The sequence below is a fragment of the Burkholderia sp. DN3021 genome (genome assembly GCF_049805555.1).
GTDB classification, from domain to species: Bacteria; Pseudomonadota; Gammaproteobacteria; order Burkholderiales; family Burkholderiaceae; genus Burkholderia; species Burkholderia pyrrocinia_C.
Map to the genome: position 1 here is coordinate 66,899 of NZ_JBNCAB010000029.1, position 10,840 is coordinate 77,738.

General features: G+C 65.9%; 12 protein-coding genes and 1 pseudogene. 10 read left to right on the forward strand and 3 right to left on the reverse strand.

What is annotated here, in order from left to right:
* The first annotated feature begins 155 nt into the window (after positions 1 to 155).
* Positions 156 to 1,103: a LysR family transcriptional regulator gene (locus tag ACPUER_RS16645; protein ID WP_310139922.1), complete on the forward strand. Its 948-nt coding sequence runs from the start codon at positions 156 to 158 to the stop codon at positions 1,101 to 1,103.
* A 132-nt stretch (positions 1,104 to 1,235) separates the two neighbouring features.
* Here the strand turns inward: ACPUER_RS16645 and ACPUER_RS16650 are convergent, their stop codons facing one another.
* Together ACPUER_RS16650 and ACPUER_RS16655 are read right to left on the reverse strand one after the other, a co-directional pair.
* A complete protein-coding gene (locus tag ACPUER_RS16650; RefSeq protein ID WP_425131608.1) occupies positions 1,236 to 1,538 on the reverse strand; it encodes a DUF4148 domain-containing protein in 303 nt (100 codons plus the stop codon).
* Positions 1,539 to 1,754: 216 nt separating this feature from the next.
* A complete protein-coding gene (locus ACPUER_RS16655) occupies positions 1,755 to 2,897 on the reverse strand; it encodes a porin (protein WP_425131609.1) in 1,143 nt (380 codons plus the stop codon).
* 309 nt (positions 2,898 to 3,206) lie between these two features.
* Here ACPUER_RS16655 and ACPUER_RS16660 point away from each other — a divergent pair, with 309 nt between their 5' ends.
* The 5 genes and pseudogenes from ACPUER_RS16660 (at position 3,207) to ACPUER_RS16680 (ending at position 6,952) form a co-directional block, all read left to right on the forward strand.
* Complete coding sequence (locus ACPUER_RS16660) at positions 3,207 to 3,668, forward strand: VOC family protein (RefSeq protein WP_425131610.1); 462 nt, start codon at positions 3,207 to 3,209, stop codon at positions 3,666 to 3,668.
* A 240-nt stretch (positions 3,669 to 3,908) separates the two neighbouring features.
* Entirely contained in the window at positions 3,909 to 5,243 is a 1,335-nt protein-coding gene (locus ACPUER_RS16665) for a chloride channel protein (protein WP_425131611.1), read from the forward strand.
* Positions 5,244 to 5,542: 299 nt separating this feature from the next.
* Positions 5,543 to 5,981, forward strand: a pseudogene (locus ACPUER_RS16670) (STM2901 family protein).
* Positions 5,974 to 6,321 (forward strand): DUF1493 family protein, encoded by a 348-nt coding sequence (locus ACPUER_RS16675; protein WP_310139933.1) that lies wholly within the window; start codon positions 5,974 to 5,976, stop codon positions 6,319 to 6,321. Before ACPUER_RS16670 ends, ACPUER_RS16675 begins: the two are co-directional and overlap by 8 nt.
* Before the next feature lie 178 nt (positions 6,322 to 6,499).
* A complete protein-coding gene (locus ACPUER_RS16680) occupies positions 6,500 to 6,952 on the forward strand; it encodes a type VI secretion system amidase immunity protein Tai4 (protein WP_425131612.1) in 453 nt (150 codons plus the stop codon).
* A gap of 66 nt (positions 6,953 to 7,018) precedes the next feature.
* Here the strand turns inward: ACPUER_RS16680 and ACPUER_RS16685 are convergent, their stop codons facing one another.
* Entirely contained in the window at positions 7,019 to 7,810 is a 792-nt protein-coding gene (locus tag ACPUER_RS16685) for an IclR family transcriptional regulator (RefSeq protein ID WP_034179587.1), read from the reverse strand.
* A gap of 159 nt (positions 7,811 to 7,969) precedes the next feature.
* Here ACPUER_RS16685 and ACPUER_RS16690 point away from each other — a divergent pair, with 159 nt between their 5' ends.
* From ACPUER_RS16690 to ACPUER_RS16705, 4 genes are all read left to right on the forward strand, one after another.
* Positions 7,970 to 8,746 carry an ABC transporter substrate-binding protein gene (locus ACPUER_RS16690; protein WP_175959074.1) on the forward strand — a complete coding sequence of 259 codons (777 nt, stop codon included), beginning with the start codon at positions 7,970 to 7,972 and terminating at the stop codon, positions 8,744 to 8,746.
* Positions 8,747 to 8,834: 88 nt separating this feature from the next.
* Positions 8,835 to 9,491 (forward strand): amino acid ABC transporter permease, encoded by a 657-nt coding sequence (locus ACPUER_RS16695; RefSeq protein ID WP_111018094.1) that lies wholly within the window; start codon positions 8,835 to 8,837, stop codon positions 9,489 to 9,491.
* A complete protein-coding gene (locus ACPUER_RS16700; RefSeq protein ID WP_310139945.1) occupies positions 9,488 to 10,243 on the forward strand; it encodes an amino acid ABC transporter ATP-binding protein in 756 nt (251 codons plus the stop codon). Before ACPUER_RS16695 ends, ACPUER_RS16700 begins: the two co-directional genes overlap by 4 nt.
* Positions 10,240 to 10,840, forward strand: a 601-nt coding sequence (locus ACPUER_RS16705) for an NAD(P)/FAD-dependent oxidoreductase (RefSeq protein ID WP_425131613.1), incomplete at its 3' end; no start/stop codon positions are given. The genes ACPUER_RS16700 and ACPUER_RS16705, both read left to right, overlap by 4 nt.

A 10,840-nucleotide genomic window follows, 5' to 3' on the forward strand; every position in this document is an offset into this window, starting at 1 on the left:
CCGAACGGGTCCGTTCGACTGGTGAGGCGCCGATTGTAGGAGTGCGGCGCCCGCGCATTAACGCAGCTGTGGGGAAACGATAGTTGCAGCCGGAGTAACAATCTGTCGCATCCAGTGGAGGAAAATAGCGGCTCCGCTACAGGTTGCTCACAGGAATGGATACCCTACAAAACATGCGGGTGTTTTCGCGCGTCGTCGAGACAGGCAGCTTCACGGCCGCCGCGCAATCGCTGAATTCGACGACGGGCGCGATGTCGCGCGCGGTGTCGGAGCTCGAGGCGCGCCTGCGCACCCGTCTGATGAATCGCTCGACGCGCCGCCTCGCGCTGACGTCGGCCGGCGAAAGCTATCTGCGGCGCTGCCGCCAGATCCTCGCCGACGTCGACCGCGCGGAAGAAGAGGCGAGCTGCGCGCACGAACGGCCGGCCGGCGTGCTGCGCATGCACAGCTTCGCGAGTGTCGGTCATCACTATGTGTTGCCCGCGCTGACGCGCTATCACGCGCAGTTCCCGGGCGTGTCGATCGAACTGTCGCTGTCGCAGCGCATGCCCGACCTGTTCGACGGCACGAGCGACATGGCCGTCGTGACCGCGTCGTCGCTGCCCGATTCGGAACTGGTGTCGCATCTGCTCGGTTCGACGTTCAGCATCCTGTGCGCGTCGCCCGACTATGTGAAACGGCACGGCGTGCCGGCCCGTCCGCAGGATCTCGCCGCACATGCGTGCCTGACGCTGTGTACGCCCGCGTTCCCGACGCACGAATGGGTACTCGAAGGGCCGGAAGGCGTCGAGCAGATCCACGTTGCCGGGCCGGTGCAGACCAATACGGCCGAATCGCTCGCACTCGCGATCCGCGACGGCATCGGGATCGGCATGCTGCCGCTGTACTCGGCGATCGACGCGCTGCGCGACGGCACGCTCGTGCGCGTGCTGCCCGCGCATATCCTGCAGAAGATGAACGTGTATGCGCTGTATCCGTCGCGCCGCTTCGTCGACGCGAAGGTGCGGACCTGGGTCGAGATGCTGCGCGCGCAGGTGCCGGGGATGATCGCGCGCGACGTCGAGATGCTGAACGCGATCGGCCGCGAACCGCAGGCCGCCTGAGCGCGGGGCGCGTATCGTCACGTCGATACGTTGTGCTGACTGTCGATTGCGCGACAGGCTTCTTCATGCAAACGCGACATGCGCGTCGCCCGCAGCACACGATTCATGCGGGCGACGCGCATCGTCACGTCGTCACAGCGCGGGTTTCGCCGCCGTGCCCGATTCGGTTGCCGGCTCGCCGGCCGGGCCGTATGCGGCCTGCGCAGCCTTCCGTGCCGCGAGACGCTTCGCCTGCAGTCGTTCCTGTGCCGCCATGATGTCTTCCGGATAGTTGCCGGCTTCACCGCGCGCGGGGTTGTAGCCGACCGACTCGAGATCGACCAGTTCCTGCAGCACCTGCGCGCGCGTGACGGGCGACTTCGCCGACTGGGCGAACGACAGGGCCGGTGCGGCAAGCAGGACGGCAGCGGCGGCGGTAACGACGAGCGATTTCACGAGGTTCTCCTGGGTGAGGGGTAGACGTTCGGTTCGACGCGCGATGCGCGCCCCGGACCTTCGATACGAGTCTACGCAGCGCTTGTGCGCGCAAAAACCCCGATTCCAGGCAGGCTGCCTTCCAGATGGAACAACATTGACGCGCGTCGATCACAGCGACCGAACCCGCGTGCGAAAGCGGGTTCGTTGCCGGCGGGCGACATTGCGTCACATCGGTCAGAACCGCGTGCGCATGCCGATCGCGCCGACGATCTGGTTCGGCGTGCTCGACGCGCCGCCCGAACCGTTGATGAACGCCTGGTAGCCGCGTCCCGACGCATGTTGGTACATCGCTTCCGCATACAGGTCGGTGCGGCGCGACAGCTTGTACACGGCCTGCAGGTCGACCTGGTGCCACTTCGGATCGGTACCGTGCTTGCTGTCCGGGTTCGACACGCTGGCATCCGTGTACACGTAAGCCGCACCGAGGCTGACCGCCGGCGTCACCGCATAGCGCACGTTCACGTCGTAGTTGTTGAACGCGACCTGGCCGGTCGAGCCGAACGAGCCCGTGTTGTCGTACTGCGAGCGCGTATAGACGAAGCCGACGGTCGCCGGGCCGAACACGTAGCTGACGCCGCCGCCGTATGTCCGCATGCGGTCCGAACCGATCGACCAGCCGCCCTGGTTCACGCTCTTCGCCTCGGCCGAATCGATCGCGCCGGGGCTGGCGCTCGTCGAGCCCTTCGTGCCGTTCATCTGCAGGTACGCGCCGGCCAGCTTCAACGGGCCGTTCGTGTAGCTCGCCGCGACACTGTACGCGCGGTTCGCGCTGAAGTTCGTCGAGTTGGAGAACGCGTACATCGCGCCGACCTTGAAGCCCGCGACCGTATCGCTCGTGTACTTGACCGCGTTGCTGATGCGCAGCGAGTGGTTCAGGTTGTCGTTGTCGAACGGATGCGCGAAGCCCGTATCGCCGAAGTCGCCGGCCGTCGCGGACAGCGGCGCGACGAAGTCGACCATCGTGTCGTACTGGCGGCCGAGCGTCAGCGTGCCGTAGCCGTTACCGCTCAGGCCGACATACGCATAGCGGCCGAACAGCTTGCCGTCCTGGCCGAGCGCGCCGTTGTTCGCGTTGAAGCCGTTCTCCAGCACGAACAGCGCCTTCACGCCGCCGCCGAGATCCTCGGTGCCGCGCAGGCCGAAGCGGCTGCCGTTGATCGTGCCGGTGGTCAGGCGCCACAGCGATGCGCCGCCGGCGTTGTTGGTATACGCAATGCCGGCGTCGATCAGGCCATACAGCGTGACCGAGCTTTGCGCGTGGGCGAGCGGGGCGAACAGCGCGGCCGCGCAAGCGCCGGCGATCAGGGTTTTTTTCATGGTGAAGCTCCTGCGTGTGGGACGGGAAACGAAAGTTCGGCGCAAGTATAGGAATGCACGGCGCGCGCAAGGCCGCCGGCGCGGCGTGCGCACCTTTCCGGATCCGGCAAGAGTCCTTCACAAAACTGACACGACGCGCCGCGCGCACCCGGGGCCGGCCGTTTTTGCGCGATGGCCTGCACGCGGCATTCGCCCGGCGCGACCCGGCTGTCGCGCCGTTGCAACATGCGCGGGACGCGGCACGGCGGTTGATCCGCACGGCCGACGCGCGGAGAATGAGCCGCTCGTGCCCACGACCGGAGACAGACGATGCCCCAGCCCGACCGCCATCCGCCGATCAGCGCCGCCGTGTACTACCGCGATCCGGGCGCCGCGCTCGAATGGCTGGAGCGGGCGTTCGGATTCGCACGCGGCATCGTCGTCCGTACGCCTGAAGGCGAGGTCACGCATGCGGAGCTCACGCATCGCGGCGGCGTCGTGATGATCGGCGGACACTGGGCCGATTTCGTCGCGAGCCCGCAAGAGATCGGCGGCAGGAACACGCAAAGCGTGCACGTGCAGCTTGCCGACGGCCTCGACGCGCATTGCGAACACGCGCGGCAGGCCGGCGCGGAAATCCTGCAGGAACCGGCCGACCAGTTCTATGGCGACCGCACCTATCGCGCGCGCGATCCGGAGCAGCACGTGTGGACGTTCGGTCAGCACGTGCGCGGCGTGACGCCCGAGCAGGCCGCTGCCGAAACCGGCCTGACGTTCGAAGGCTGGTCTTGATGCGCGACGCGTGCGTGCTTTTCATCCATACATGCGGCGCGAACCGGAGCACGTCACGTATCCGGATGGATGGGGTTGATGCGGACGGCGGTTACAGGCCGTCCGCGCTCATTCATTCACGAAATGCATGAGTCGATTCGAAAAATACGTTTGTCGCATGAGACGCGCGAGGCTACGATGCGGTCCTGATGACGGCGCGCGTGTTGCGCGCCGTCCTTTCGATCCCCGTTCGCCGACCTCATGCGCCTCGATCTCCCGTCCGCACCCGCATCCGCTTCCCCGTCCGCCAGCCCGTTCGCGCGCGTGGCCGTCGTCACGATCCTGACCGGCGTCGGCGCGGGCCTCGGGGGCATGCTGATCGCGTTGCTGCTGCATGCGATCCAGCACGTTGCGTACGGTTACAGCATCGCGCACGTGATCGGCACCGAGAGCTTCCTCACCGGCGTGACCGATGCCGATCCGCTGCGCCGGCTCGCGGTGCTCGTCTTCTGCGGAATCGTCGCCGGCGGCGGCTGGTGGGCGCTTTACCGGTACGGCCGGCCGCTCGTCAGCATTCGCCGCGCGGTGCGTGCGGCCGATCCGCGGATGCCGTTCGTCAGCACGACGATCCACGCGCTGCTGCAGATCGTCACCGTCGCGCTCGGTTCGCCGCTCGGCCGCGAAGTCGCGCCGCGCGAGATCGGTTCGCTGCTTGCCGGGCAGCTCGCGCATCGCGCGGGGCTCACGCCCGACGACTGCCGGCTGATGGTCGCGTGCGGCGCGGGCGCGGGCCTCGCGGCCGTCTACAACGTGCCGCTCGGCGGCGCGATCTTCGTGCTCGAAGTGCTGCTCGGCACGTTCGAACTGCGTGCGCTGATCGTCGCGGTCGTGACGTCCGCGATCGCGGCGGCTGTCGCGTGGCTCGGCCTCGGCAACGAACACCAGTACACGGTGCCTGCGTTCGCGCTGAGCACGCCGCTCGTCGCCTGGTCGATCGTTTGCGGGCCTCTGTTCGGCTTCGCCGCGTACGGCTTTGTGCGGCTCACGACCCGCGCGCGGGCGAACGCGCCGAAAGACTGGCGGCTGCCCGTGCTTGCGCTGGTCAACTTCGCGGTGATCGGCATGCTCGCGATGCGGTTTCCGCAACTGCTCGGCAACGGCAAGGGGCCGGCGTCGCTGAGTTTTGACGGCACGCTGACGATCGGCCTCGCGGCGACGCTGCTCGTGCTGAAAGTGCTGATCGAGGCGGGCAGCCTGCGGGCTGGCGCGGAGGGCGGCCTGCTGACGCCGGGCCTCGCGAACGGCGCGCTGCTCGGCGTCGTGCTCGGCGGGCTGTGGAGCCTCGTCTGGCCGGGCGCGTCGATCGACGGGTATGCGCTGATCGGCGCGACCGCGTTTCTCGCCGCGTCGATGCAGATGCCGATCACGGCGGTCGTGCTGCTGCTCGAATTCACGCGCGCGAATCACGACAGCCTCGTGCCGATGCTGCTTGCTGTGGCCGGGGCGCTTGTTGCGTACCGGTTTGCGCAGCGGCAGGCCGAGCGGCGGGTGAGTGCGATTGCGATGGTGAGCGAGCGCGCAGCGGCGACGCGCTAACGCGCACGAATGCTCAAGGGCCGGACAACGTCGACGCATTCGTCGCCAGCAAGCCACCAAAAATTAACGATTTGCATTCGTTCTGGTGCATGCCGTTGCGGTGGTACTCGCGCGGAACGACGAAGCTGTAACGATCGGGAGCGCAAGCCGGAATTCGCTTCAAAGGAACAGCACGAGATCGATCAATTGCGCCCGAACGCGTTCCCGTATCGACTCCCGACCCGATGAGCCTGTTGTCCTCTCTGCGTCGTTCGCGATAGCCTTGCCCGCTCGTTCGAATTCAAACTATCTGAGAGAAAATGGCGCATTCGTACAAGTACGGCATTCATGACGGCTTGAGCCGCGAAGCGTTGCTCTTCCTGATCTTCATCGAAGAGACTGGCAAGCAGTTTGGGGGTAGATGATGCAGTCGGTATCGCGATGGTGTTGCTGGGCCAGCGCTTTATCCCGACGCGCGGGAAGTTTGCGATCGCCGTCAAGGGCACCTCCATCGCGTCTGTCGTTTCCCGTCGCTTGCTGCCGTACGAGCTGAAGCATCGGATTTTGCCTACCGTTACATCGTTCACGAGTCTTATCATGTTGCGCATCAAGTTCACGCGGAATATCGGCGCATTCGTTGGGCGCGCGATTCCAGGAGCAGGTTGGGTACTCTTGGCAACGGATGTATCGCTGATCACTTATCGCACGGTTATCACCTACAACAGCATGGTGAAGCCCGAGGATCGTCTGTATGGCTGACGCATGGAAGAGTCTCGAAGCGTTTATTGCGACCGATATCGGCAGGCTTCCGGTCGATCGAATCGAACTGACGCGGGACACGGACCTCTATCACGACCTCGACATGGAGCCGGGCGATATCGACGAATTCGTCAGGCAATGGGCCGTGACGTTTGGCATCGACCTCTCTGCGTTCGACATCCACTATTACTACCCGTCCGCGAAACTCGGCATCGGATCGTTCCTTGCGGCGGTCGTCAAATCCCCGTTCAGCAACGACGCGCGCGAGACATTGGGCGGCCGGTCGCTGACGCTCGGAATGATGGAACAGGCGATGGAGCGCGGACGCTGGGAGTTGTGACCCGTCAGGCGTTGCACGTTGCGGGCCGGATGCCTGTTTTTGCGTGCGCGCCTTCCCCCACGAATGCCGGCCCGCGACGTGTTTTTCATTGAGCGTCGCCGATAGGCTATGACCACTGCTATTTCAACGAACCGGGCGCACGGTATCGTACGGATCGTGCGAATTTCTGGAGTCTGTCATGAAGGGAGCCTGGATCGCGGCCGTGCTGGCGTGCGTCGCGCTGCATCCTTCGGTGGTTTCGGCGAAGGATGCAGCGCAAGCGTCACCGGAGGCCAGCTCACGAACGTATCTCCAGAACTTCAAGGACATGGTGCTCGCGGAGTGCCTGGCAACCGCTTACAAGCAGGAGCCCGGCACGAGCAAGGATCTCGGCAGCAGCACCAGCGCATTGCGCGACTGGACCTACTACGACATGGAGCGCGCGCCGGATGTCATTCACGCGCTGGTGGCGAAGTATCTCGCGCTCGATTACCGGAATCCCGTGGTCGAATCGGAAGTCGGGGATGTGAAGTTCGACTTCCTTAAGTGCGTCGACATGTATCACGGCAAGGAACTGGACGCCGCGGCGAAGAAACTCGTATTGCGCCCGAACAGTACCTATCGGACGGAGAATCCGCGGAAGCCGTGGTAGTGATGTGATCAAGCACCGTTGCGCAATGCAGCGGTGTGCCGTCTGCCGTTTACCGTATCGCCGGCGCTATTCGAGCGTCCGGATCGAATTGCTGATGCCGCGCGCGCAGTCGATCACGGCCGGCGCGAGCTTGCGGCGCGCGTCGTCGAACGTCCAGCGGCTCGTCGGCGCGACCACATGCACGGCCGCGACGGGCTGCCCCTGGCTGCCGAGCACGGGCGCCGCGATCGACATGTCGCCGATGAACAGTTCTTCCTGATTGGTGGCGTAGCCTTCGTGCCGCGCGCTGTCGAGCAGCGCGACGAGTGCGTCGAGCGCCGTGACCGTGCGCGGCGTGTGCGGCGTGCGCGCCATGCCGTCGAGCCGCGCCCGCGCATCGTCGGGCGGCAGCGCGCTCAGGAACGCGCGGCCGCTGCCGGTGCAATACATCGGGATGCGGCTGCCGATCGGCATGTGGATCGGCACGAACTTCGTCGACACGAAACGCGCGACGTACACCATCTCGTCCTCGTCCGGCTCGGTGAGGTTGGTGGTTTCGCCGGTCAGGTTCGTGAGCTCGGACAGGAACGGATTCGCGACGTCGATCAGCGTGTCGGCCGCGAGGTAGTTGAAGCCGATCCGCATCACGTGCGGCGTGAGCTGGTAACGCCGCGTGACCGGATGCTTGCGGATATAGCCGAGCTTCTCGAGCGTATAGACCATCCGCTGCGCCGAACTCTTCGTCATCCCCGCCGCGTCGGCCACTTCCGCAAGCGTCATCGTGCGCCGCTTCGCGCTGAACGCGCGCAGCACGTTCAGCCCTTTCTCCAACGATTGGTTGAACAGCAGGTCGTTCGACTGATCGGGCAAAGTTTCCATGAGCAGGGGCTTGATCGATTCGATATCGAATCATATCGTATCGGATATCGATACGCAAAAATCTATTTGCGATATTTTTGATTCGTTTTAAGATCGGATCATCGTCGCAACGTCGATCGGCGACTGGCGGCGCACCGGATTATTCGAGAAGGGGACATCATGGTTTCGTTCATCAAGCAGTTCGGCGCACTGGCCGCCGGTTTCGCCACCTGTATCGCCATCTCCGCGGCATCGGCGGGCGCCGTCGCCGCCGAGCCGACGCTGAAGGTCGGCGCGACGGCCACCGGCGTGCCGTTCACGTTTCTCGACGTGAAGAGCAATTCGATCCAGGGAATGATGGTCGATGCGATCACCGCGGCCGGGAAATCGGCCGGTTTTCGCGTCGACGTGCAGCAGACCGTGTTCTCGGCGCTCATTCCGTCGCTCACCACGCAGAAGATCGACATCATCTCGGCCGCGATGCTGAAGACGCCGGCGCGCCAGCAGGTCGTCGATTTCTCCGACACGATCTATTCGTTCGGCGAAGGCCTGATCGTGAAGGCGGACGACCCGGGCCGCTATACGTCGATGGACGATTTCAAGGGGCAGGTGGTCGGCGCACAGGTCGGCACGGCGTTCGTCGATGCGCTCAACAAGAAGGGCATCTTCAAGGAAGTCCGGACCTACGATTCGATCGCCGACATCATGCGCGACGTCGCACTCGGGCGCATCAAGGCCGGCTTCGCCGACCAGCCGATCGTCGCTTACCAGATCGAGCACGGCGTCAACCGCCAGGTGCGGCTCGCGCCCGAATACCAGAGCGTCGTGAAGGGGCAGGTCTGCTTCATCGTGCGGAAGGGCGATACCGCGACGCTCGAGCAGCTCAACGGCGCGATCCGCAAGATGAAGGGCGACGGCACGCTGCAGCAGATCCTGCAGAAGTGGCACATGAGCTGAGCGCCGGCCCCCGGTTCCACGCCGGTATCGCCCGCGTCTCGCGGGCACCCGCTGCGGCGGCCCGCTCGGCTGTCGCATAGGAGACCTCATGTTTTTTCAGAATGCGATCGATTTCCTGCCGATCCTGTTGAAGGGGGCGGTGGTCACGATCGAGATCACGGCATGCGCGTTCGTGCTCAGCTCGGTGCTCGGGCTGGTCCTCGCGCTGCTGAAGGTGTCGCGCAACCGCGCCGTGTCGACGGCCGGCAGCACGATCGTCAACGTGATCCGCGGGCTGCCGATCATCGTGCAGCTGTTCTACATGTACTTCGTGCTGCCCGATCTCGGCGTGCAGTTGTCGGCGTTCCAGGCCGGCGTGCTCGGCCTCGGCATCGCGTACTCGGCCTACCAGGCGGAAAACTTCCGCGCCGGCATCGAGGCGATCGACCGCGGCCAGATCGAGGCCGCGCACGCGATCGGCATGCGCGGGCCGATGATCATGCGGCGCGTGGTGCTGCCGCAGGCGTTCCGGATCGCGCTGCCGCCGTACGGCAACACGCTCGTGATGCTGCTGAAGGATTCATCGGTCGCGTCGACGATCACGGTCGCGGAGATCACGCGCGCCGGCCAGTTGATCGCGTCGTCGACGTTCCAGAACATGAGCGTCTATACGCTTGTCGCGCTGCTGTATCTCGCGCTCGGCCTGCCGCTGATGTTCGGCGTGAACCGGCTCGGCAAGCGGCTCGCGCTGAGGAGAGGCGCATGATCCGGATCGATTCGATACACAAGCGCTTCCAGCAGCACGCGGTGCTGAAGGGCGTGAGTCTCGACGTGCGGCAGGGCGAAGTCGTGTGCCTGATCGGGCCGTCCGGCTCGGGCAAATCGACCGTGCTGCGCTGTATCAACGGCTTCGAGACCTACGACGAAGGCTCGATCACGATCGACGGCGTGAAGGTCGATGCGCATTCGAAGCGTATCCACGAACTGCGGATGCGGGTCGGCATGGTGTTTCAGCGCTTCAACCTGTTCGCGCACCGCACGGCGCTCGAGAACGTGATGGAAGGCCCCGTGCACGTGCGGCGGATGCCGGCCGCGCAGGCGCGCGAGCAGGCCCGCGCGCTGCTCGACAAGGTCGGGCTCGCGCACCGGATGAATGCGTACCCGTCCGAGCTGTCGGGCGGCCAGCAGCAGCGCGTCGCGATCGCACGCGCGCTGGCGATGGAGCCGCAGGCGATCCTGTTCGACGAGCCGACGTCGGCGCTCGACCCCGAACTCGTCGGCGAAGTGCTCGGCGTGATGCGCGGGCTCGCGCGCGACGGAATGACCATGGTGGTCGTCACGCACGAGATGGGGTTTGCGCGCGAGGTGGCCGATCGCGTGTGCTTCCTGCACGACGGCACCATCTGCGAAAGCGGGCCCGCGCGCGACGTGCTCACGCAGCCGACGCATCCCCGCACGCAGGAATTCCTGCGTCGCCTGCTGGCGTCGGACGGCGCCGCCAACCCGGATCGACCATGAGCGAAAGGAAATCGGCACCCGCATGGCCCGACTCCCGGTGGCCGGATTCGCTGTGGGCGGCGACGGCCGTGCCGGCGCCTGACACCCCCGCGCTCGATGCGTCTGTGTCGTGCGACGTGGCGATCGTCGGCGCCGGCTTCACGGGTCTGTCGACCGCGCTCCACCTGGCCGAACGCGGCGCCAACGTGCGCGTGATCGACGGCGCGCAGCCGGGCTGGGGTGCGTCGGGCCGCAACGGCGGGCAAGTGATCCCCGGGCTGAAATACGACCCCGACGAACTGATCCGCCGGTTCGGCGACGAGGCCGGCGAGCAGCTTGCCGGCGTGGTCGGCGGCGCGGCCGACACGGTGTTCGACCTGATCGCGCGGCACGCGATCGATTGCGATGCGCGTCGCCACGGCTGGATCCAGCCGGCGCCGACCGCCGCGATGCTCGATACGGTCGCGCGTCGCGCGCAGCAGTGGGCCGCGCGCGGCGCACCGGTCGACGTGCTCGGCCGCGACGACGTCGCGCGGCGGCTCGGCACGCACGCGTACGCGGGCGGCTGGATCGATCGCCGCGCAGGCAGCGTGCAGCCGCTCAGCTACACGCGCGGCC